Source organism: Streptomyces spectabilis (genome assembly GCF_008704795.1).
Lineage (GTDB): Bacteria > Actinomycetota > Actinomycetes > Streptomycetales > Streptomycetaceae > Streptomyces > Streptomyces spectabilis.
The window spans coordinates 2,329,018-2,350,261 of the sequence record NZ_CP023690.1 but is presented as its reverse complement, the minus strand read 5'-3'; the positions used below and the strand labels follow the sequence as shown (position 1 = coordinate 2,350,261).

The following is a 21,244-nucleotide window of genomic DNA, read 5'->3' as shown; positions in this document are numbered from 1 at the left end:
ATTCGGCGCCGGGGCGGCCGCGGATTGGCCCGCGGCCGGGCAATCCCGCGGCGGCGCGCCAATCCGGTCCGGGGACTCGCACCGAATCCCGACCGAGGCCAGAATTGAGCGCCCGGGAAGCCGGGAGAGTGGGGGAGCGGGTGGACGCGGACGAACTGCTGCCACGGGTGGCCGGTGGCGACCACAAGGCCTTCGAGGACCTGTACGCGCTGGTGTCCGGGCCTGTCTACGGCCTGGTGCGGCGCGTGCTCAGGGACCCGGCGCAGTCCGAGGAGGTGGCCCAGGAGGTGCTGCTCGAACTGTGGCGCACGGCGGGCCGCTTCGACCCGGCGCGGGGCACGGCCCTGTCCTGGATCCTCACCCTCGCCCACCGCAGGGCCGTGGACCGGGTGCGCAGCGCCCGCGCCGCCGGTGACCGCGAGCGGCGCGCCGCCCACCGCGGCGAAGGACCGGCCTTCGACCAGGTCGCCGAGGAGGTGGAGGGCAGTCTGGAGCGCGAGTGGGTGCGCCGCTGCCTGGAGCGCCTGACCGACCTCCAGCACCAGGCGCTCACGCTCGCCTACTACGACGGCTACACCTACCGCGAGGTCGCCCGGCGCCTGTCCGTGCCGCTCGGCACCGTCAAGACCCGCATGCGCGACGGCCTGCTGCGGCTGCGCGACTGTCTGGGCGCCGCCGCATGAGCCCTGCGGAAACCGGACCGCTGCGCCGCCTGCGCCGGTACGCGAGCGACCTCCGGCTCGGGCCGCTGCACTCCATGCACTCCCTCGCCGTGCCGTACGCGCTCGACGCCCTCGACCCGGACGAGACCCGCCGCTTCGAGAAGCACCTCGCCACCTGCGCCCGATGCACGGATGAGGTGCGCGCGCTGGCCGCCGACACGGTGCGCCTGGCGCGCGCGGCCTCCGTCCCCGCCCCCGAGGACCTGCGGGAGCGCATACTCGCCGCCGTGCGCACCACGGCACAGGAGCCCGTCGAGCGGCGGCCCGTGCCGGGGCCCGGGCCCGAACCGCCGCTCGCGCCGCCGCGCCGCGCCCCCGGCCGGGCCCTGCTCGCGCTCGCCGCGTCGGCCGCCGTGCTCGCCCTCGTCGCCGTCGGCTTCCTCGCCCTCGCGCTGGCCCGCACCGACGGCGAGCTGAGCGACGAGCGGGCCGCCGCACGTGAGATCGCCCACGTCCTGGCCGCGCCCGACGCCCGCGCGAGCACCGGCAGGGACGCGCGGGGGCGCGGCATCGCCGTGGTCGCGTCCCGTGCGGAGCGACGGGCCGTGGTGAGCGTCACGGGCCTCGGCAGGCCCCCGGACGGGCGCGCGCATCAACTGTGGGTGATGCGCGCCGGGTCCGCGCCCCGGTCACTCGGGCTGCTCGATGGCGAAACGCCGGTGGTCGCGAAGGATCTCAGCACCCGAGCGAGATCACTCGCTGTCACCATGGAACCCGATGGCGGCTCCACGCAGCCCACCAGTGAGCCGCTGGCCCAACTCGCCCTGGAATCAGTTGGATTCGGAGAGTAACCGTCAACCTCCTTGTGGGGAAGGTGAATCCCGCCACCGGGATACACGAGTGTCATGGTGGGGCGATAGGGTTAACCTGCCCTGGGCCGGGTGCCCTCGTACGGGTGGGGAGTGACATGGAACAGATAACAGTGCGCAGCAGGGCGAGGGTCCCTGCGATCACTTGTGGGAGCGGCGCGAGCAGTAGGCGCCTCGACCGTCATCTCTCGGTGCTGGGCGGCCCCGCCGTCCCGCAGCGCGAGTCGGCCGAGGCCACCCTGCTGATGCGTGAGCTGACCTCGCGTGACGCCGCGCACGAGCGGGGCGGCAAGCGCGCGCAGGTGCGCCGTGTCTCGCTGTTCGCACCGCTGCGCAGACTGCGCCGCTCGCTGTTCGGCGGCCACTGACCTCGGGCGCGGGCGCCTCTGGCCTCGCTCGGGGGCGCCCACGCTTCCCCGTACCCCCGCCGTCACTCCCGGCACGCGGCGGGTCGCGCAGTTCCCCCTCAGGCACTCAGCTCTTCGTCCGTCCCGACGCCGAGCCGGGCCAGTTCGCCCCGCGACGACACCCCCAGCTTCGGATACGCGTTGTACAGGTGGTAGCCCACCGTGCGCGGGGACAGGAAGAGCTGGGCGCCGATGTCGCGGTTGGTCAGGCCCGCCGCCGCGAGCCGCACCACGTGACGCTCCTGCGGCGTGAGCCGCTCCAGCGGCACCCGCTCACCGCGTGCCCGCACCCTGCTCTCGCCCGTGGCCCGCAGCTCCGCGCGCGCCCGGCCCGCCCACGGCGCCGCCCCGATCCGCTCGAACGCGTCGAGGGCCGCCCGCAGCGGGGCACGGGCCTCGCTCCTGCGGCCGGTCCGGCGCAGCCACTCGCCGAACAGGAGCCGCGTACGGGCCTGCTCGAAGGGCCTGCCGTCCCCGGTGTGCAGCTCCAGGGCCTCCTCGTACGCGGTCTGCGCCCCGGCCTCGTCGGCGAGCAGGGCGCGGCAGCGCGCCGCGAGGGCGCGCGCCCAGGCCGCGTCCGTGTGCTCCGCCCATTGCGCGAACCGCCGCCGGGCGTCGCGCGCCGCGCCTGGCCGCCCGGCCCGCACCGCCGCCTCGACGTGGTCCGGCAGACAGTGCAGCGCCACCACCGTGTGGCCCGCGGGGCCCGCCGCCAGGTCCTCGTAGCCGCGCAGCGCCGCCTCGTAGCGGCCGAGGCCCAGATCGAGCAGGGGAAGGGCGGCCGCGCCCCACACCCGGCCGGGCGGCGCCTGCCGGGGGTCGAGGTGCCCGGCCAGGTCCCGGACGCGGGCCTCGTCCCCGTCGAGCGCCGCGAGATGGGCGAGGACGCCCGTCAGCTGGGCCGCGTAGTGGTGCTGGCCGCTGTCGCGCGCGATGCGGACGCCGTCCTCCGCGCCCGCCAGGGCGCAGCCGTGCCGGCCGAGCAGCACACGGGCCCGGGCCCGCTGGAGCAGCACGAGGGGCAGCGGCCCCACCGCGCCCTGCTCCCGGCACTCGCGCTCCAGGTCCGCGGCAAGCTCGACGCCGCCCTCCAGATCGCCGAGCGGCGCGAACCACCCGGCGACGGAGGCCCGCTCGCGCAGGTCCAGGCCGTGCTCCCGGTTCCGCGCGGCGTCGAAGAGGCGCCGCAGCGGCGGCAGGGCCGCGCCCGGGTCGCCCGCGGCGAGCCGCGCCAGGCCCGTCACCGCCAGCAGATAGGGCGGCGCGGCGGGCGACGGCTCGACGCCCAGCGAGGCCGCCCGCTCCAGGACCGCGTCGACCGCCGTGCGCCGCCCTGACGCCCAGGCCGCCGTCATCGCCTCGTACAGCAGTCGCGCCGCCGTCTCCGGCGCCCGCTCGGCGAGGTCCGACGCGGTGTCCACGAGCACCGTGTGCGCGGCCTCCAGGTCGTCGCGCTCGCGGGCCACGCCCGCGCGGACCCGTGCGAGGCGGGCGAGGAGGTCCGGGTCTGTCAGGTGCGGCCGCGCGCTGCCCGCGAGCCGGGCCGCGTGGTCGCCGTGGCCCGCGTCGGCCGCCGCCGACGCGGCGAGGGCCAGGCGCCGGGCGCGCTCCGCGCTGTCCGGGGTGAGCCGCGCGGCCCGTTCGAAGGCGGCGGCCTCGGCCGCGTAGCCGCCGCGGGCGCGGGCGTGTTCGGCGGTCCGCTCCAGGACGGACGCCACGTGCTCGTCGGGCTCGGTGGTGGCCGCGGCCAGGTGCCAGGCGCGGCGGTCGGCCTGACCGACGCGCGGCAGCGCGTCCGCGAGGGCGCGGTGGGCGGCGATGCGGGCCCCGAGCGGGGCGCCGCGGTAGGCCGCGGTGCGGATCAGGGGGTGCCGGAAGACGAGCCGCCCGGCTTCGACTCGCAGGAGCTGCTTGCGCTCGGCGGGCTCCGCGTCGGTGACGGCGGCCCCGAGCGCGGCGGCGGCCGCCGCCGTGGTCTCCAGGTCCCCGGTGCCCTCGGCCGCCGCGACGAGCAGCAGGGTCCGGGTGGCCTCCGGCAGCGCGGCGATCCGGTCGGCGAACGCCCGCTGCACCAGGGAGGGGCCGGGCCCCGGCGCGGACTGAGGCCCGGCCGCCGCGAGCTGCCCCTCGCGCTGGGCGGCGGGCAGCTCGCGCAGGGCCAGGGGGTTGCCGCGCGCCTCGGCGAGCAGCTGACGGCGTACGTACGGCGGCAGGTCCCCGGCGTGCGCGGCGAGCAGCCGGTCCGCGGCGGCGTCGTCGATCCCGGCCAGACGCAGCTCGGGCAGGCCCGCGGCGGGGAACGGCGGGCCGTGCGGCTCGCGGGCCGCGAACAGCATCACCACGCCCTCGGCCGTGAGCCGCCGGGCGGCGAACAACAGCGCGTCCGCCGACGCGTGGTCCAGCCAGTGCGCGTCGTCCACGACGCACAGCAGCGGCCCGTCGTCGGCGAGCTCGGACAGCAGGCTCAGCACGGCGACGCCCGTCAGGAACCGGTCGCCAGGGCCGTCGTGCGCACCGCCCGCGAGGCCGAGCGCGGTGCGCAGGGCCGCGGCCTGCGGGGCGGGCAGGGCGCCGACGCGGTCGGTGACCGGGTGCAGGAGCATGTGCAGCCCCGCGAAGGGGAGTTCGCTCTCGGCCTCCACGCCGGTGGTGCGCAGCACCCGCCCCCAGGGGGCGCCCGGCTCCGAGTCGTGCGGTGCCGCCGCCCCGGCCGCTGCTTCCAGCAGGGCGGACTTGCCGATTCCGGCCTCTCCACGCAGCACCAGGGCCGCGCTGCGCCCGGTGCGGGCCAGGGCGAGCAGCGAGGTGAGCTGGTCCAGTTCTGCGGTGCGGCCTTCGAGCATGGTTCAACTCAGCCGCCGCGGTGCGCCGGATATTCCCCGGCCGCGCGGCGGTCAGTCGACCCTCAGGACGACCTTGCCCCTGCCGTGGCCCGACTCCACGGCGCGGTGGGCGGCCGCCGCGTCCTGGAGGGGGTGGGCCGCCCGGAGGTGGACCCGCAGCAGGCCCTTCGCGTACAGGGCGGTGATCTCGGCCAGGCGCTCCGCCGTGCGGGTGCCGCGCAGCAGCGGCACGCCGAGGCGGGTGGCCTCCTCGTCTGCGAGCATCGTCGCCACGCGCTCGCGGTCCTTGGCCACGGCCACCGCCGCCCGCAGGCCCTCGGGGCCCGCGCCGTCGACGGCCGCGTCGACGCCGTCCGGGGCGAGGGCGCGCAGCCGGTCCTCCAGGCCTTCGCCGTACGTGACCGGGACGGCGCCGAGGGCGCGCAGGTGGTCGTGGTTGCGCGGGCTCGCGGTGCCGATGACCGTGGTGGCGCCCCACGCCCTCGCCAACTGCACGGCCTGGGTGCCGAATCCGCCCGCGGCGCCGCTGACCAGGACCGTGTCGCCGGGGCGCACGCCGACCGCGCTGAGCGCCATGTGCGCGCCCTGGGCGTTGCCGGAGAAGCCGCCCGCGCTGACGAAGTCCATCGCGTCCGGCTTGGCGACCAGCTGGTCGGCGCCCACGACGACGTACTGCGCGTACGCGCCGAGCAGCGAGAAGCCGAGCACGTCCGTGCCGGGCGCGAACGCCGTGACCGCGGAGCCCACCGCGTCCACGGTGCCCGCGAACTCGTTGCCGGGCACGATCGGGAAGGCGGTGCCGGGCGGGCGCACGACCCCCTGCCGGACGCCCGTGTCGAAGGGCATGACCCCCGCGGCCCTGACCCGCACCCGCACCTGCCCGGGGCCCGGCTCCGGGACGTCGAGGTCCATGAGGCGGAGCACTTCGGGACCGCCGTACTCCGTGAGAGCCATCGCGAGCATGGGGATTCCTCCCGGAGGCGGTGGGGGGTGTGATGACACGCTCGACGCTAGGCGCGGGCGGCGCGCGCTCGCCTCTGTCGGATGACTGGGATGGGATGACTGGGGGTCGGGTGACCAGTCATGTGACGGAGGCGGCGCGGGGGAGGCCGTTCCTAGCGTCGATCGCATGACTCAGCAGATCTCCGCGGCCACCGGTGCCCCGTCCGCCGACGACGGTGGGCGGACGCGCTGGGCGCCCGTCGTCGTCATGGCCCTCGCCATGCTCATGGTCACCTTGGAACTCAGCCTGTCCGCCGTCACGCTGCCCGCGATGGGGGACGACCTGGGCGTCGGCTCCTCCGCCACCCAATGGGTGCTGCTCGCCTACGCGTTGCCCACCGCCGCGCTCGCCCTCCCCGCCGGGCGCTGGAGCGACCGCGTGGACCTGCGCGCGGTGTTCCTCCTCGCCACGCCCGCCATCGGCCTGACCAGCGTGCTCGCGGCCCTGGCCCCGAACCTTCCGGTCCTGGTGGCCGCCCGCGTGCTGCAAGGCGTGGCGGGCGCCGTCGTCGGCGCGCTGTACATGCCGGTGGTCGCCATGAGCGTGCCGCCCAAGCGCCGGGGCCGCGCCATGGGCTACATCGCCACGATCATGCCGCTGGGCTCCATGGGCGGCTCGTCGCTCGGCGGGGCCGTCGTGGACGCGTACGGATGGCGGCCGGTGTTCCTGCTGAAGATCCCCGTCCTGATCGCGGTGGTGTGGCTGGGCGCGCGGCTGATCCCGCGCGGCGACAAGGGCCTCGTGCCGCCGAGCCGTTCGCTGGTCGGGGACGGCGTGGTCCTCGGCGCCGCCGTCACGGCGCTGCTCGTCGCCTTCGACCGGATCGACGCGGGCGCGCCCGTCGCCGCGGGGGCGGCCGCGGCCGTGGCGGTCGCGGGCGGTGCGTGGTGGGCGCGGCTGCGCACCGCGCGCCCCGTCCTCGACCTGCTGCGGCGGCCCGAGGTCGGCCTGCCCGTGCTCGCCCTCTTCCTCAGCGGTACGTTCACCGGCCTGTCCTACTTCCTGCTGCCCTACTACGTCGCCGACGTCCTGGACGCCGGGGCGTCCCTGACCGGCCTCGCGATGATGTTCTTCATCGGGGCGGTGGCGCTCACCGCGTCCTTCGGCGGCGCGCTCGCCGACCGCTTCCCGAAGGCGCTCGTGGGCGCGGCGGGCGCCGCGCTGACCGGGCTCGGGGTGCTGAGCATGCTCACCCTCGGGCCGGACGCGGGGCTGTGGGACATCGGCTGGCGCCTGGCCGTCACCGGTGCGGGGCAGGCGCTGTTCGGCACGCCGGTCAGCGTCGGCATCCTGGAGCGGACCCCGCCGGACCTCGTCGGCACGGCCGGGGGCGTCACCAACACCTTCCGGACCCTCGCGTTCACGGTGGGCCCCGCGCTGGCCGCCCTCGCCTACGGCACGGGAGGCGCGGGCGTGCCCGGCTTCCGCAGCGGGATCGTGCTCCTCGCCGCCCTCCAGTTCCTCAGCATGGTCGCGCTGCTGCCCCTGGGGCGCGGGAGCCGTGCCTGACCCTCACAGCAGGGCGAACTGCCCCTCGGGCCCCTCTTCGTGGTGGTCGAGGACCGAGGCCGGGCGCCGGGCCGCCGCGGGGACGGGCAGGACCCCCGCCGTGTGCAGGTCGGCGGCCGTGAGCGCGGCGTCCGCGGGGATCTCCGCGAGCGCGGGGAGCTCCGCGAGGAGGGCGAGGACCGTGATCAGCTCCAGGAGCTGCGAGGTCCAGGCCTGGGGCCACACCGAGGGCCCGACGGCCTCCAGGGTGCCGGGCTCCGCGGGGGCCGCCCGGCGCTCGAACCACAGCTCCAGGACCCGCACACCGCTGACCCGGAAGTCCCACGCCCCCGCGGGCACGGGCGAGATGAGCCCGCCCCCGCCGATCCGCAGGGCCTCCTCGTCGGCGTCGTAGCCGAGCCCCGAGGGAAGCGCGGGCAGCGGCGCCCGCACGTACGGCCGCCGTCCGCCGGGCAGCTTCGGCCGCTCGGCGGAGCTGCCGCGCAGCTGGAGCCAGAGCGCGCGCCGCCCGAGTTCCACGCCCCGCTCCCACGCGTCGGCGGCGGAGGTGAGCGGCACGACGGGGCCCGCGGGCGCGGCCCGCGCGGCGACCAGGACCCAGGCCAGGAAGTCCTCCGGGGCGACGTCGGTCCCGTACCGCAGGGAGAGATGTTCCAACAGACCGGGTAGAACGTTCGTTTCAGCGCCACCAGGACGTCGGTACAGCGGGCGGACGCGGCCGGGCCGCCCGGCGGGGGAGTGCCCGTCCGGCAGCACCGCGGAGGCGAGCACGGCGGGCCCGGCGCCCGCGTCGGGCACGTACCCCTGCTCGGTCAGGAAGAGCTGCCCGGCCCCCGCCACCCGCCACAGCTCGGGGCGGGCCGCGTCCAGGAGCCGGTGGTCGGGTATCAGCCACTGCTCGTCGAAGGGGCCGTGCACCACCCGGACGGGTTCGGCGCAGGGCCCGTTCTCGCGGGCGAGCCGCCCCGTGCCGCCGCCGCACCCGGGCAGCTGGGCCACCGAGGTGTGCAGGGTGCGGGCCCGGGTGGGCCCGAACAGCGCCTCGCGCCCGGCCGCGTCGGCGCGGACGAAGGCGTCCCAACGGGCTCTGAGGGACGCGGCGTCGGGCGCCATCGGCCACCCGCGTCCCGGCCGGAGCGGCGCGACGGACCACGGCATGAGATCGGCGAGCGGCGGCGCGTCGTCGTACGTCACGCCCGGCATCGTACGACGCGCCGCGCGGCGGCCATCAGGTCGCGTCGAGCGTGACGGTGAAGGAGAAGCGGTCGCCCCGGTACTGGATCCGGGCCACGTCGAGCGCCCGCCCCTCGGTGTCGTAGGTGATGCCCGTGTAGTGCAGGATCGGGCTGAGCAGCGGCACTTGGAGCAGCCGGGCGGTCTCCGGGTCGGCGAGCCTGGCCTCCACGGTGTCGGTGATGCGCGAGATCGCCACGCCCACCACGTCGCGCAGGACCTTCGTCATCGGCCACCGCTCCAGGTCGGTCGGGTCGATGCGCTCGGCGAGGTCGGGGCGCACGTGGTTGCGCGCGTGGTTGGTCGGCTCGCCGGTCCTGGCGTCGCTGCGCAGCCGGTGGTACGTGGCGACCTCGGCGAGCCCGGGGAAGTGCTCGGCGACGTCGGTGGGCACCTGCTCCCGGCCGTGGGACAGGAGCTTGGTGTCCATGCCGGACTGCTGCGCCACGATCGCGTCGACCGAGCCGAGCAGCCGCACCGGCGAGCCGCGCCGCACGTCCGGCTCGATGAACGTGCCGCGCCGCCGGTGCCTGCTGATCAGGCCCTCGTCCTCCAGCTCCTTGAGGGCCTGGCGCATGGTGAGCACGCTGACGCCGTAGTGCCCCGCCAGCTGCTCCTCGGTCGGCAGGCGCAGCGGGGCGTCCGGCGCCCGGCCGAGTATCGAGGCGCGCAGCGACTGCGAGACCTGATACCACAGCGGCAGCTTTCGGTTCAGGACGATCGAGTCCGGGGCGAAAGCGGTCACAGGGAACTCCGTACTTCCGAGACGACGCGGACAGCGGCCGGAAGTGGTGGTGCTACGGCCGGAAATGACGCTCCAGACCCTGCCATACGTCGTCGTACCTCCGCTGCAGATGGTCCGCCGAAGCCGCCTGCTCCGTGGCGGTCACCGGCCAGCGGGTCTCGAACATGAACGCCAGACCGTCGTCGATCTTCTGCGGCCTCAGCTCCGCGGCGCTGGCCCGCTCGAACGTCTCCCGGTCGGGGCCGTGCGCCGACATCATGTTGTGCAGCGAGCCGCCGCCCGGCACGAAGCCTTCCGCCTTGGCGTCGTACGCGCCCTCGATCAGGCCCATGTACTCGCTCATCACGTTCCGGTGGAAGTACGGCGGCCGGAAGGTGTCCTCGCCGACGAGCCAGCGCGGCGCGAACACCACGAAGTCGACGCCCGCGAGGCCCGGGGTGTCCGACGGCGAGGTGAGCACCGTGAAGATGGAGGGGTCCGGGTGGTCGTACGAGATGGAGCCGATGACGTTGAAGCGGCTCAGGTCGTACACGTACGGCACGTAGTTGCCGTGCCAGGCGACCACGTCGAGGGGGGAGTGGTCGTAGGTGGCCGCCCAGAGGTTGCCGCAGAACTTGTTGACGACCTCGACCGGGCCCTCGACGTCCTCGTACGCGGCGACCGGGGCCATGAAGTCCCGGGCGTTCGCCAGGCCGTTGGCGCCGATCGGGCCGAGGTCGGGGAGCTGGAAGACCGCGCCGTAGTTCTCGCAGACGTACCCACGGGCGCTGTCGTCGAGCAGCTCGACGCGGAAGCGGACGCCGCGCGGGATCAGGGCGATGTGGCCGGGCTCGGCGCGCAGCAGGCCCAGCTCGGTGCGGAGCAGCAGGCCGCCGCGCTCCGGCACGATCAGCAGCTCGCCGTCGGCGTCGCTGAAGACCCGGTCCATGGAGGCGTTGGCGTGGTACAGGTGCACCGCCATGCCGGTGCGCTGGGTCGCGTCGCCGTTGCCCCCGAGGGTCCACAGGCCGGCCAGCCAGTCGGTGCCGGGGGCGGGCTCCGGCAGCGGGTTCCAGCGCAGGCGGTTGGGGTCGGGCACGGTCTCGGTGAAGGGGGCCGTGCGGATCGCGCCGTTGTCGGTCCGGGCGAACGACGGGTGCGCGGCCGACGGGCGGACGCGGTACAGCCACGAGCGGCGGTTGTGGGCGCGCGGCTCGGTGAACGCGGTGCCGCTCAGCTGCTCCGCGTACAGGCCGAGGGGGGCGCGCTGCGGCGAGTTGCGGCCGTGCGGCAGGGCGCCCGGGACGGCCTCCGAGCTGTGCTCGTTGCCGAATCCGGTGAGGTGGGTGAGGCCCTCGGCGAGCTTGCGCGCGTTGTCCCTGTCGTCCTTCGGCTGATCCCCGCTCATGACAGCTCCCTCGGCTCCCTGGCCCACGACGGGGCCCACGCCGGCGCCCTCGCCAACGATTCCTATGGAACACCGTAGGATTCGGTTTTTCCCCGCGCAAGAGGGATCCGTGAAATGTGAACGGTGTTCTACCCTCCCGGAGTGCGTGACTCCTCCGGTACGCGTGACCCGAACCCCCAGGCCGCCCTGCGCCGCACGCCCGTGCAGCGCCGCAGCGCGGAGCGGCTGACCCGGATCCTCGACGCCTGCGCCGCCCTCCTCGACGAGGTCGGCTACGAGGACCTGACCACCCGGGCGGTCGCGGAGCGCGCGGGCGTGCCCATCGGCTCGGTCTACCGCTTCTTCGACAACAAGCGTGCCTTGGCCGACGCCCTGGCCCACCGCAACCTCGACGCCTACGCCCGCCGGGTCGCGGCGCGCATGACGGCCGTGCCCCGTGGCGATCTGCGCGGCGCCGTCGCGGCCGCCTTCGACGAGTATCTGCTGATGAAGCGCACGGTCCCCGGCTTCGGGCGGGTCGACTTCGGCATCCCCTCGGCGCCCGAGGCGATGCCCGACGCCAACGAGACGGTCGCAGACCGCGTCGCCCGGCTCCTCGCCGGGCACCTCGGCCGCCCGCTGGACGCCCGGTTGCGCCGCACCATGCTCGTCAGCGTCGAGGCCGTCGATGCCCTGCTGCAACTCGCCTTCCGCACCGACCCGTTGGGGGACCCGAAGATCGTGGCGGAGACGCGGACCCTGCTGTACGCGTACGTCGAGCGCGCCCTCGGCTGAACCCTGGCGCCATACGTACCGGTCGGTATGCTGGAGGCGGACCGCGCCGCCGCGCCACGCCCCGGGAGGGCCCATGACCCGCACCGCCCCGCGCATCTGCCCGCTCTGCGAAGCCACCTGCGGGCTCACGCTCACCGTCGATGGCCCGCGCGTGACCGGCGCGCGCGGCGACCGGGCCGACGTCTTCAGCCGCGGCTTCGTCTGCCCCAAGGGCGCCTCCTTCGGCGCGGCCGACGCCGACCCCGACCGGCTGCGGCGGCCCCTCGTCCGCCGCGGCGGACGCCTCGTGGAGACGGGCTGGGACGAGGCCTTCGACGCGGTCGCCGCGGGTCTGCGCCCCGTCGTCGAGCGGTACGGGCCGCACGCGGTGGGCGTCGTGCTCGGCAACCCGAACGTGCACACCATGGCGGGCGCCCTGTACCCGCCCGTGCTGCTCGGGGCCCTCGGCACCCGCAGCCTGTTCACCGCGAGCACCGTCGACCAGATGCCCCGGCACGTCTCCTGCGGCCTCCTGTTCGGCGACCCGCTCGCGATCCCCGTGCCCGACCTGGACCGCACCGACCACCTGCTGATCCTCGGCGCCAACCCCGTGGAGTCCAACGGCAGCCTGTGCACCGCGCCCGACTTCCCCGGCCGGCTCAAGGCGCTGCGGGCCCGGGGCGGCCGGCTCACCGTCGTCGACCCGCGCCGCACGCGCACCGCGCTCCTCGCCGACCGGCACCTGGCCGTCCGGCCCGGCACGGACGCGCTCCTGCTCGCCGCGGTGGCGCAGGTCCTGTTCGCGGACGGCCTCACCGACCTCGGCGCGCTCGCGGACCACGTGACGGGCCTCGACGAACTCGACACCGCAGTACGGGACTTCACTCCGGAGGCCGTCGCCACGGCCTGCGACGTGCCCGCCGACACCATCCGTACCCTGGCCCACGAGCTGGCCTCGGCGCCCGCCGCCGCCGTGTACGCCAGGGTCGGCGCGAGCACCGTCGCCCTCGGGACGCTGACCTGCTGGCTCGCCGACGTGGTGAACGTCCTGACCGGCAACGTCGACCGGCCCGGCGGCGTCATGTTCCCGCTCTCCGCCACCGGCAGGGCGCCGCGCCCCGCCGGGCCCGGCCGGGGCTTCGCGCTCGGCCGCTGGCGCAGCCGTGTGAGCGGGCACCCCGAGGCCAAGGGCGAACTGCCCGTCGCCGCGCTCGCGGAGGAGGTCGACACCCCGCCGGGCGTCCCGGACAGCGGCCTGGGCGAGAGCCCCGTCCGCGCCGTCATCGCCATCGCCGCCAACCCCGTCCTGTCCGCGCCCGACGGCGACCGCCTCGACAAGGCCCTGGAGTCCCTGGACTTCATGGTGAGCGTCGACCCGTACCTGAACGAGACCGCGCGCCACGCCCATGTCGTCCTGCCGCCGCCCCCGCCCGCGCAGAGCGCCCACTTCCCCTTCGCCTTCAACGCCCTGGCCGTGCGCAACCAGGTCCGCTACACCCGTGCCGCGGTGCCCCTGGAGGACGGCCGGATGCCCGAGACCGAGATCCTCGCGCGGCTCGTGCTCGCCGCGACGGGCCGACACGGCGCCGACCCGGCCGCCGTCGACGCCCTGGTCGTCGAGCGCACCCTCGCCGAGGCCGTCGCCGCCCCGCACACGCGCGTGCACGGCCGCGACCCCGGGGACCTCGCGGCCCGCCTCACGGGGGAGAGCGGCCCCGAGCGGCGCCTGGACATGATGCTGCGCCTCGGCCCGTACGGCGACGGCTTCGGCGCGGAGCCGGACGGGCTGAGCCTGGCCCGCCTCCTCGACCACCCGCACGGCATCGACCTCGGCCCGCTGGGCCCGCGCGTCCCGGAGGTCCTCAGGACCCGCAGCGGGCGGATCGAGCTGCTTCCCGGGCCGATCGCCGCCGACCTGCCGCGGCTCGCCCGCGCGCTGCGCGAGACCCCGGCCGCCCTCGTCCTCGTCGGCCGCCGCCATCTGCGCTCCAACAACAGCTGGATGCACAACGTCCGTCCCCTCACCGGCGGTTCCAACCGCTGCACCCTGCACGTCCACCCCGAGGACGCGGCACGGCTCGGCGTGGCGGACGGCGCGCACGCGCGCGTGACGGCCGCGGGCGGCGAGATCGCGGTCCCGGTGGAGGTGACGGACACGGTACGCCCGGGGGTGGTGAGCCTGCCGCACGGCTGGGGCCACGACCGCCCCGGCACCCGGCTGACCGTCGCCGCCGCCGACCCCGGCGCCAACGTCAACCAACTCCTCGACGGCAGCCTCCTCGACCCGCTCTCGGGCACGGCGGTGCTCAACGGCTTCGCGGTCGGGGTCACTCCACTCGCGCGGTAGTGCCCCGAAGGGGCGCGGGGAACTGCGCGACCGGCCACGACGAACCCGCGGACGCCCAGTGCGGAGGGCTGTTGGGCCCTGCCCCCGGGTAGGCCGGGGAGTTATTCGGTGCGCCCCGCCGCCCCCGCGGCCACGCACAGGAGGAGCCCCAGCGTCACGAAGGGGGCCGCGACGCCCGCCACCCCGGCGACGAGGCCCGCCCCGGCCGGGGCGGCGACCTGGCCGAGCCGGTTGCCGGTGAGCCGCAGGGCGAGGGCGGTGGAGCGGGCCTCGGCGGGCGCCGCCCGGACCACCGTCGTCATCGACAGGGGCTGGCCGACACCGAGGCAGAAGCCGAGCAGCGCGAGCATCACGCCGAGCGCCCAGACGGGCAGCGGCAGCGCGACCCCGGCGCACAGGAGTCCGGCGGCGGCGCAGGTGACGACGGTGAGCGCGCGGCGGCCGAGCAGCCGGATGAGGGGCGTCATCACCAGGCGGCAGGCGATCGTCGCGGCCGCGCGCAGACCGAGCAGGACCCCGACGGTCGCGGGCGCGATGCCCCGGTGCTCGCCGACGACGGGCAGGTACGCGGTGAGGATGTCCGTGGCGGACAGCACGGCGAGGCTGATGAACATCCCGGCGGGCACGCCCCGGGACCCCAGGATGCGCCGCACGGGAACGGCCCCGGCCGCGGCGGGCCGGGCGGCGCTCCTGCGCCCGGGCCCTTCGCCCCGCGGCCGCTCGATGCGCCACAGCGACGCGCAGGCCACCGCCGCGACCCCCGCCGCCACCACCAGGGCGAGGGCGCTCGTGGAGCCCGTGTCGCCGCCGATCAGGACGCCGGCCGCCAGCGGGCCGACGAGCTGGCCGAGGGAGGCGCCGATGGTGAAGTGGCCGAAGTTCCGGTCCTGTTCGGCGGGTGCCGACCGGCGGGCGACGATCGACTGCGCGCCGATGACGAAGCAGAGGTGGCCGAGGCCCATCACCCCGCTCCACGCGGCGAGCGCACCCAGCGATCCCGCGGTGCCGCCGAGCGCGCAGCCGCCCGCGATCAGCGCGACGCCGAGCGGCAGCAGCGGCGCGCAGCGGCCGTGGTCGGTACGGCGGCCGAGCGGAACCGCGGCGAACAGCGGCAGCAGCGCGTACACGCCCGCGATGACACCGATGGCCCGCTCGTCGGCGCCCAGCGAGAGGGCCCGGTAGGAGACGGCGGGCCGCGCCATCGACACCGCGCCCTGCGCACAGCTGAAGGCGATGACGAGGCGCAGCAGCCAGCCCCTGCCGTCGGCCGGGTGTGCGCCGACCGGGTTCTGCCCGCCCGCGTGCGGGCGGCGTATCGGCAGCATCGGACTCAGATGATGCCGAAGAGGATCCCGGCGCCCAGCACCACGAGCGAGGTGAGGATCGCCCACTTCACCGTGAACCGCGTGTGGTCGCCGAACTCGACCTTGGCCATGCCGACGAGGACGTACACGGCGGGCACGAGCGGGCTCGACATGTGCAGGGCCTGCCCGGCGATGGAGGCACGGGCGATCTCGATGGTGGAGACGCCGTGCGCGTTGCCCGCCTCGGCGAGCACGGGCAGCACGCCGAAGTAGAAGCCGTCGTTGGACATGAAGTACGTGAGGGGGATCGAGAGCAGGCCGGTGACCAGGCCCATCTGGCCGCCCATGCCGTCGGGGATGGCGTCCACGAGCCAGTCGGCCATGTGGTCGACCATGCCGGTGCCGGTGAGCACGCCGGTGAAGACGGCGGCGGCGAAGACCATGCCGGTGACGTTGAGGACGTTCTCGGCGTGCGCGGCGATGCGGGCCTTCTGGTCGGGCATGTGCGGGAAGTTGACGGTCAGGGCCAGGGCCGCGCCGAGCAGGAACAGGACCGGGATCGGCAGCCACTCCATGATCATGGCGGTGAGCAGCAGGACGGTCAGGCCCGCGTTGAACCAGTAGAGCTTGGGGCGCAGGGTGGCACGGTTCGGGTCCAGGCCCTGGAAGCCGTCGTCGTCGGAGTCCGAAGGGGAACCGTCCGTGGCGGAGGTGCCCGCCGAGCCCCCGCCCTTCACGAAGCCGACCTGCTCCGCCCGGCCCCCGTCACCGCCCGCGCCGACCAGTACCGGCTCGCCCGTGACCGGCTCGCTCTCCAGGACCTCGTCGAGCGAGAGCACCCCGAGCCGCTTGCGCTCGCGCAGACCGAGGGCGTACGCGAGGACGAAGACGGCGAGGAGGCCGACCGCGAGCGCGGGGATCATCGGCACGAAGATGTCGCTGGCGTCGACCTTGAGGGCGGTGGCCGCGCGGGCCGTGGGACCGCCCCAGGGCAGCGTGTTCATCACGCCGTTGGCGGTGGCCGCGACGCCCGTCATGACGACGAGGCTCATCTTCAGGCGCTTGTACAGCGGGTACATCGCCGACACGGTGATCATGAACGTGGTGGAGCCGTCGCCGTCGAGCGAGACGATCGCGGCGAGCACGGCGGTGCCGACGACGATCCGCATCGGGTCCGCCTTGCAGAACCGCAGGATGCCCCGGACGATCGGGTCGAAGAGGCCGACATCGATCATGACGCCGAAGTACACGATGGCGAACATGAGCATCGCGGCCGTGGGCGCGAGATTGCCCACGCCCTCGAGGACGTAGTCCCCGAAGTGGGCGGCCTTGCCTACGAAGACGCAGAACAACGCGGGGATGAGCACCAGTGCCGCGATGGGCGACATCTTCTTCATCATGATCAGCACCAGGAAGGTGGCGATCATGACGAATCCGAGGATTGTCAGCATGGGAGCTACCTATCGTTCACCATCGAACTGCCACCAGGTCTGGCGGTTCGGATGACGGTAGGACCCGCTTTCGAGCGTTAACAAGATGTTGACGTGTGAGCAATAAGCGCAAAACTCCAGGTCAACGCGGTGCTGCTAGGGGCGGGGCCGCTCGGCGCCCCCCTCTCGTGGCCGTACCCGAGCCTCTGGCGGCAGAAAACTATCGGCGCTAGTTTGATCTCATGAAGCCCCACACCGGCATGTACATCGCGGGGCAGTGGCGCCCCGCCACCACACAGGACACCACCCCGGTGGTGAACCCGGCCGACGAGCAGGTCATTGCCCACGTCCCGGCGGGCACCGCCGAGGACGTCGATGCCGCGGTCAGGGCCGCGCGCGCGGCGCTGCCCAGCTGGCGGGCGACCCCGCCCGCGGAGCGCGCCGCACGGCTCGCCGCGATCCGCGACGGGCTCGTCGCCCGCAAGGGCGAGATCGCCGAGACGGTCGCCGCGGAACTGGGCGCCCCGCTGCCGTTCGCGGAAGCCGTCCACGCCGGAGTGCCGATCCTCGTGGCGGCCTCGTACGCGGAACTCGCGGCGCTCCACCCCTTCGAGGAGAAGGTGGGCAACTCCACCGTCCACTGCGAACCCGTGGGCGTCGTCGGCGCGATCACCCCCTGGAACTACCCCCTCCACCAGATCGTCGCCAAGGTCGCCCCGGCCCTCGCCGCGGGCTGCGCCGTCGTGCTCAAGCCCGCGGAGGACACCCCGCTCACGGCCCGCCTCTTCGCCGAGGTCGTGCACGAGGCGGGTCTGCCCGCGGGGGTGTTCAACCTGGTCACAGGGCTCGGCCCGGTCGCGGGCCAGGCGCTCGCCGAGCACGAGGGCGTGGACCTCGTCTCGTTCACGGGGTCCACCGCGGTCGGCCGGAGGATCGGCGCGATCGCGGGCGCGGCCGTCAAGCGCGTCGCCCTCGAACTCGGCGGCAAGTCGGCCAACGTCATCCTGCCGAGCGCCGACCTCGCCAAGGCCGTGAACGTCGGCGTCGCCAACGTCATGGCCAACTCGGGCCAGACGTGCAGCGCCTGGACCCGCATGCTCGTCCACACCTCGCGCTACGACGAGGCGGTCGCGCTCGCCGCGCGCGCCGCGGGCAAGTACGGCGAGCGCATCGGACCCGTCGTCAGCGAGAAGCAGCGCGACCGCGTGCGCGGCTACATCGAGCGGGGTGTGGCGGAGGGAGCCCGCCTGGTGGCGGGCGGCCCCGAGGCGCCGCGCGAGCGCGGCTACTACGTGCGCCCCACGGTCTTCGCCGACGTCACCCCCGAGATGACCATCGCCCAGGAGGAGATCTTCGGCCCGGTCCTCTCCCTCATCCGCTACGAGGACGAGGACGAGGCCGAGACGATCGCCAACGGCACCGTGTACGGGCTCGCGGGCGCGGTGTGGGCGGCGGACGACGCGGAGGCGGCGGCCTTCGCACGCCGCCTCGACACCGGCCAGGTCGACATCAACGGCGGCGGCTTCAACCCGCTCGCCCCCTTCGGCGGCTACAAGCAGTCGGGCGTCGGCCGCGAACTGGGACGGCACGGCCTGGCGGAGTACCTCCAGACCAAGTCGCTCCAGTTCTAGCCCCGTCCGCCTTCCGCTCCCCCCTTCCCCTCTCCCCCCTGGAGGATTCGCCACCGTGGTCCGCGCCGCCGTACTGCCCGCCCTCGGTTCCCCGTTGGAGATCACCGACATCGAGCTGCCGGAGCCCGGCCCCGGGCAGGTGCGGGTGCGCCTCGCCGCCGCCGGGGTCTGTCACTCCGACCTGTCCCTGACGAACGGCACGATGAGGGTGCCGGTCCCCGCCGTGCTCGGCCACGAGGGGGCGGGCACCGTCCTGTCCGTGGGCGCGGGCGTCACCCATGTCGCGCCCGGTGACGGCGTGGTCCTCAACTGGGCGCCGTCCTGCGGCGACTGCCACGCCTGCGGGCTCGGCGAGGTCTGGCTGTGCGGCAACGCGCTCACCGGCGCGGGCGCGGTGTACGCCCGCCGCGCCGACGGCACCGATCTGCACCCCGGCCTGAACGTGGCCGCGTTCGCGCAGGAGACGGTGGTGGCCGCGGGCTGCGTCCTGCCCGCGCCCGACGGCGTTCCCCTCGCCGACGCCGCCCTCCTCGGCTGCGCCGTCCTCACCGGCTACGGAGCGGTGCACCACGCGGCGCGCGTCCGCGAGGGCGAGACGGTCGCCGTCCTCGGCGTCGGCGGGGTGGGCCTGGCCGCGCTCCAGGCGGCGCGGATCGCCGGGGCCGCGCGGGTGCTCGCGGTCGACGTGTCCCCCGAGAAGGAGGCCCTGGCCCGCGTGGCCGGGGCCACGGACTATGTCGTCGCCTCCGACAGGACGGCCCGTGACCTGCGCGAACTCACCGGCGGCCACGGCGTGGACGTGGCCGTGGAGTGCGTGGGCCGCGCGGCCACCATCCGTGCTGCCTGGGAGTCCACCCGCCGCGGCGGCCGCACCACCGTCGTCGGCATCGGCGGCAAGGACCAGCAGGTCACCTTCAACGCCCTGGAGATCTTCCACTGGGGCCGGACGCTCTCCGGCTGCGTCTACGGCAACACCGACCCGGCACGGGACGTCCCCGTCCTCGCCGAACACGTGCGCGCGGGCCGTCTCGACCTCGGCCTGATGGTCACGGACCGGATCGCCCTCGAGGACATCCCGACGGCCTTCGCGAACATGGAGGCGGGCAAGGGCGGCCGGGCCCTCGTGACCTTCTGAAAGGCCCCGTCGGCCGCGGGTCTCACCCCGCCCGCAGCGCCACCCGTTCGTACTGGAGGGCGAGCCCGTCGAGCAGGGCCGCGAGCCCCGCGTCGAAGGCCCGCTCGTCCACCAGTTCCTGGTGCTCCGCGAGCAGATGGGCCTGGCCGAGGTGGGGGTAGTCGGCGGGGTCGTACGCCGCCTCGTCGTCGACGAAGCCGCCCGCGAAGGAGCCGAGCGCGGAGCCCATGATGAAGTACCGCATCAGCGCCCCGATCGACGTGGCCTGCGCCGGGGGCCACCCCGCGTCGACCATGGCGCCGAACATCGCGTCCGCGAGCCGCAGGCCCGCGGGGCGGCGGCCGGGGCCGCGGGCGAGCACCGGGACGATGTTCGGATGCCGGGTGAGCGCGGCGCGGTAGGAGACGGCCCAGTCGTGCAGCGCGGCGCGCCAGTCGCGGCCGTCCTCGAACATCGACAGGTCGACCTGCGCGCTCACCGAGTCCGCCACCGCCTCCAGGATCTGGTCCTTGGTGGCGAAGTGGTTGTAGAGGGAGGGCCCGCTGACGCCCAGTTCGGCGGCGAGGCGGCGGGTGGAGACCGCGGCGAGGCCCTCGGCGTCCACGAGGGAGCGCGCCGCGTCGACGATGCGGTCGCGGCTGAGGAGGGGCTTGCGCGGTCGGGCCATGCGGCACATAGTAGGGCTGCCCACAGAAACTAGCAGTGCTAATTAAAACCGCGCCGGGCGGGGAGGCTTCGATGAACCTGGAGCTCAGCGAGGAGCAGGACGCCGTCAGGCGGCTCGCCAAGGACTTCGTCGAGCGCGAGATCGCCCCGCACGCGGCCGCCTGGGACCGGGCCGAGAGCGTGGACGCGGCCATCGTGCGCAAGCTCGGCGACGTCGGCTTCCTCGGCCTCACCATCGACGAGGAGTACGGCGGCAGCGGCGGCGACCACCTCGCGTACTGCCTGGTGACCGAGGAGCTGGGCCGCGGCGACTCCTCCGTGCGCGGCATCGTCTCGGTCTCCCTCGGGCTCGTCGCCAAGTCCATCGCGGCCTGGGGCGACGAGGAGCAGAAGCGGCGCTGGCTGCCCGCGCTCACCTCCGGCGCGGCCCTGGGCTGCTTCGGGCTCACCGAACCGGGGACGGGCTCCGACGCGGGGAGCCTCACCACCAAGGCCGTCCGCGACGGCGACGCGTACGTCGTGAACGGCGCCAAGATGTTCATCACGAACGGCACCTGGGCCGATGTCGTGCTCCTGTTCGCGCGGACGAACGACGCGCCGGGGCACAAGGGCGTCTCCGCCTTCCTGGTGCCGACGGACACGCCGGGCCTCACCCGCCGCGCCGTGCACGGCAAGCTCGGCCTGCGCGGCCAGGCCACCGCCGAACTGGTCCTCGAAGACGTCCGGGTGCCCGCGGACGCGCTGCTCGGGCCCGAGGGCAAGGGCTTCTCGGTGGCCATGGCCGCCCTCGCCAAGGGGCGGATGTCGGTGGCCGCGGGGTGCGTGGGCATCGCCCAGGCCGCCCTCGACGCGGCGGTGGCGTACGCGACCGAGCGCGAGCAGTTCGGCCGGAGCATCGCCCACCACCAGCTCGTCCAGGAGCTGCTCAGCGACATCGCCGTGGACGTGGACGCGGCCCGGCTGCTCACCTGGCGGGTCGCCGACCTCGTCGACCGGGGCCTGCCGTTCGCCACCGAGTCGTCCAAGGCCAAGCTGTTCGCGTCGGAGGCCGCCGTGCGCGCCGCGAACCAGGCGCTCCAGGTCTTCGGCGGCTACGGCTACATCGACGAGTACCCGGTCGGCAAGCTCGTGCGCGACGCCCGGGTGATGACCCTCTACGAGGGCACGAGTCAGATCCAGAAGCTGGTGATCGGGCGCGCGCTGACCGGCGTCTCCGCCTTCTGACCGGCCACTCCGCCCGCCGGAGGCGCCCGGCCCACTTGCCTAAGCGCTTGCTCACCCTCAGGGTAGGGTGACGGTCCGGAACGGTGGAAGGAGCGC

At 75.1% G+C, this 21,244-nt stretch carries 17 protein-coding genes; 9 read left to right on the top strand and 8 right to left on the bottom strand.

Features of this window, described 5'->3' with window-relative positions; all coding sequences use genetic code 11:
- The first annotated feature begins 128 nt into the window (after nucleotides 1-128).
- The 3 genes from CP982_RS10020 (at nucleotide 129) to CP982_RS10010 (ending at nucleotide 1,899) form a co-directional block, all read left to right on the top strand.
- Complete coding sequence (locus CP982_RS10020; RefSeq protein ID WP_150510190.1) at nucleotides 129-683, top strand: sigma-70 family RNA polymerase sigma factor; 555 nt, start codon at nucleotides 129-131, stop codon at nucleotides 681-683.
- A gap of 74 nt (nucleotides 684-757) precedes the next feature.
- Nucleotides 758-1,513 (top strand): anti-sigma factor, encoded by a 756-nt coding sequence (locus CP982_RS10015; protein WP_170316629.1) that lies wholly within the window; start codon nucleotides 758-760, stop codon nucleotides 1,511-1,513.
- A 116-nt stretch (nucleotides 1,514-1,629) separates the two neighbouring features.
- On the top strand, nucleotides 1,630-1,899 hold the full coding sequence (locus tag CP982_RS10010; protein ID WP_144002587.1) for a hypothetical protein: 270 nt from the start codon (nucleotides 1,630-1,632) through the stop codon (nucleotides 1,897-1,899).
- Nucleotides 1,900-1,997: 98 nt separating this feature from the next.
- On the opposite strand, the gene CP982_RS10005 is transcribed toward CP982_RS10010, so the two are convergent.
- Together CP982_RS10005 and CP982_RS10000 are read right to left on the bottom strand one after the other, a co-directional pair.
- Nucleotides 1,998-4,781, bottom strand: coding sequence for a helix-turn-helix transcriptional regulator (locus CP982_RS10005; RefSeq protein WP_150510188.1), 2,784 nt, complete (start codon nucleotides 4,779-4,781; stop codon nucleotides 1,998-2,000).
- Between the two features lie 51 nt (nucleotides 4,782-4,832).
- On the bottom strand, nucleotides 4,833-5,744 hold the full coding sequence (locus CP982_RS10000) for an NADP-dependent oxidoreductase (protein WP_150510187.1): 912 nt from the start codon (nucleotides 5,742-5,744) through the stop codon (nucleotides 4,833-4,835).
- Between the two features lie 166 nt (nucleotides 5,745-5,910).
- On the opposite strand from CP982_RS10000, the gene CP982_RS09995 reads away from it, so the two are divergent.
- Nucleotides 5,911-7,293, top strand: a complete 1,383-nt coding sequence (locus tag CP982_RS09995; RefSeq protein WP_150510186.1) for an MFS transporter — start codon at nucleotides 5,911-5,913, stop codon at nucleotides 7,291-7,293.
- A gap of 3 nt (nucleotides 7,294-7,296) precedes the next feature.
- Here CP982_RS09995 and CP982_RS09990 read toward each other — a convergent pair whose 3' ends face one another.
- The 3 genes from CP982_RS09990 to hmgA are packed head-to-tail and all read right to left on the bottom strand — an operon-like array spanning nucleotide 7,297 to nucleotide 10,658.
- On the bottom strand, nucleotides 7,297-8,496 hold the full coding sequence (locus CP982_RS09990) for a type ISP restriction/modification enzyme (protein ID WP_184925432.1): 1,200 nt from the start codon (nucleotides 8,494-8,496) through the stop codon (nucleotides 7,297-7,299).
- A 25-nt stretch (nucleotides 8,497-8,521) separates the two neighbouring features.
- Nucleotides 8,522-9,271, bottom strand: coding sequence for a GntR family transcriptional regulator (locus tag CP982_RS09985; protein ID WP_144002582.1), 750 nt, complete (start codon nucleotides 9,269-9,271; stop codon nucleotides 8,522-8,524).
- A gap of 52 nt (nucleotides 9,272-9,323) precedes the next feature.
- The gene (gene hmgA / locus CP982_RS09980; RefSeq protein WP_150510184.1) at nucleotides 9,324-10,658 is read right to left on the bottom strand and encodes a homogentisate 1,2-dioxygenase; all 1,335 of its coding nucleotides are present in this window, start codon (nucleotides 10,656-10,658) and stop codon (nucleotides 9,324-9,326) included.
- Nucleotides 10,659-10,799: 141 nt separating this feature from the next.
- Between hmgA and CP982_RS09975 the strand changes: the two genes are divergently transcribed.
- Together CP982_RS09975 and CP982_RS09970 are read left to right on the top strand one after the other, a co-directional pair.
- Complete coding sequence (locus CP982_RS09975; protein ID WP_150510183.1) at nucleotides 10,800-11,432, top strand: TetR/AcrR family transcriptional regulator; 633 nt, start codon at nucleotides 10,800-10,802, stop codon at nucleotides 11,430-11,432.
- 73 nt (nucleotides 11,433-11,505) lie between these two features.
- Entirely contained in the window at nucleotides 11,506-13,758 is a 2,253-nt protein-coding gene (locus CP982_RS09970) for a molybdopterin-dependent oxidoreductase (protein ID WP_150510182.1), read from the top strand.
- Nucleotides 13,759-13,859: 101 nt separating this feature from the next.
- Here the strand turns inward: CP982_RS09970 and CP982_RS09965 are convergent, their stop codons facing one another.
- Both CP982_RS09965 and CP982_RS09960 read right to left on the bottom strand, forming a co-directional pair.
- The gene (locus CP982_RS09965; RefSeq protein WP_150510181.1) at nucleotides 13,860-15,083 is read right to left on the bottom strand and encodes an MFS transporter; all 1,224 of its coding nucleotides are present in this window, start codon (nucleotides 15,081-15,083) and stop codon (nucleotides 13,860-13,862) included.
- Nucleotides 15,084-15,088: 5 nt separating this feature from the next.
- A complete protein-coding gene (locus CP982_RS09960) occupies nucleotides 15,089-16,513 on the bottom strand; it encodes a CitMHS family transporter (protein WP_150510180.1) in 1,425 nt (474 codons plus the stop codon).
- A 221-nt stretch (nucleotides 16,514-16,734) separates the two neighbouring features.
- Between CP982_RS09960 and CP982_RS09955 the strand changes: the two genes are divergently transcribed.
- Nucleotides 16,735-18,123 carry an aldehyde dehydrogenase family protein gene (locus tag CP982_RS09955; RefSeq protein WP_150510179.1) on the top strand — a complete coding sequence of 463 codons (1,389 nt, stop codon included), beginning with the start codon at nucleotides 16,735-16,737 and terminating at the stop codon, nucleotides 18,121-18,123.
- A gap of 55 nt (nucleotides 18,124-18,178) precedes the next feature.
- Nucleotides 18,179-19,258 carry a zinc-binding dehydrogenase gene (locus CP982_RS09950; protein ID WP_150510178.1) on the top strand — a complete coding sequence of 360 codons (1,080 nt, stop codon included), beginning with the start codon at nucleotides 18,179-18,181 and terminating at the stop codon, nucleotides 19,256-19,258.
- A 22-nt stretch (nucleotides 19,259-19,280) separates the two neighbouring features.
- Here CP982_RS09950 and CP982_RS09945 read toward each other — a convergent pair whose 3' ends face one another.
- Nucleotides 19,281-19,925 carry a TetR/AcrR family transcriptional regulator gene (locus tag CP982_RS09945; RefSeq protein ID WP_150510177.1) on the bottom strand — a complete coding sequence of 215 codons (645 nt, stop codon included), beginning with the start codon at nucleotides 19,923-19,925 and terminating at the stop codon, nucleotides 19,281-19,283.
- Nucleotides 19,926-19,996: 71 nt separating this feature from the next.
- Here CP982_RS09945 and CP982_RS09940 point away from each other — a divergent pair, with 71 nt between their 5' ends.
- Entirely contained in the window at nucleotides 19,997-21,148 is a 1,152-nt protein-coding gene (locus CP982_RS09940; RefSeq protein ID WP_150510176.1) for an acyl-CoA dehydrogenase family protein, read from the top strand.
- Nucleotides 21,149-21,244 lie beyond the last annotated feature (96 nt).

Excerpts from the sequence above, each read along its gene's own strand:
- CP982_RS09995 (WP_150510186.1), top strand. The coding sequence starts at position 5,911 with ATGACTCAGCAGATCTCCGCGGCCACCGGTGCCCCGTCCGCCGACGAC.
- CP982_RS10015 (WP_170316629.1), top strand. The coding sequence starts at position 758 with ATGCACTCCCTCGCCGTGCCGTACGCGCTCGACGCCCTCGACCCGGAC.
- CP982_RS09945 (WP_150510177.1), bottom strand. The coding sequence starts at position 19,925 with ATGGCCCGACCGCGCAAGCCCCTCCTCAGCCGCGACCGCATCGTCGAC.
- CP982_RS09955 (WP_150510179.1), top strand. The coding sequence starts at position 16,735 with ATGAAGCCCCACACCGGCATGTACATCGCGGGGCAGTGGCGCCCCGCC.
- CP982_RS10000 (WP_150510187.1), bottom strand. The coding sequence starts at position 5,744 with ATGCTCGCGATGGCTCTCACGGAGTACGGCGGTCCCGAAGTGCTCCGC.
- CP982_RS09940 (WP_150510176.1), top strand. The coding sequence starts at position 19,997 with ATGAACCTGGAGCTCAGCGAGGAGCAGGACGCCGTCAGGCGGCTCGCC.
- CP982_RS09960 (WP_150510180.1), bottom strand. The coding sequence starts at position 16,513 with ATGCTGACAATCCTCGGATTCGTCATGATCGCCACCTTCCTGGTGCTG.
- CP982_RS09965 (WP_150510181.1), bottom strand. The coding sequence starts at position 15,083 with ATGCTGCCGATACGCCGCCCGCACGCGGGCGGGCAGAACCCGGTCGGC.
- CP982_RS09990 (WP_184925432.1), bottom strand. The coding sequence starts at position 8,496 with ATGCCGGGCGTGACGTACGACGACGCGCCGCCGCTCGCCGATCTCATG.
- CP982_RS10005 (WP_150510188.1), bottom strand. The coding sequence starts at position 4,781 with ATGCTCGAAGGCCGCACCGCAGAACTGGACCAGCTCACCTCGCTGCTC.
- CP982_RS10010 (WP_144002587.1), top strand. The coding sequence starts at position 1,630 with ATGGAACAGATAACAGTGCGCAGCAGGGCGAGGGTCCCTGCGATCACT.
- CP982_RS09970 (WP_150510182.1), top strand. The coding sequence starts at position 11,506 with ATGACCCGCACCGCCCCGCGCATCTGCCCGCTCTGCGAAGCCACCTGC.
- hmgA (WP_150510184.1), bottom strand. The coding sequence starts at position 10,658 with ATGAGCGGGGATCAGCCGAAGGACGACAGGGACAACGCGCGCAAGCTC.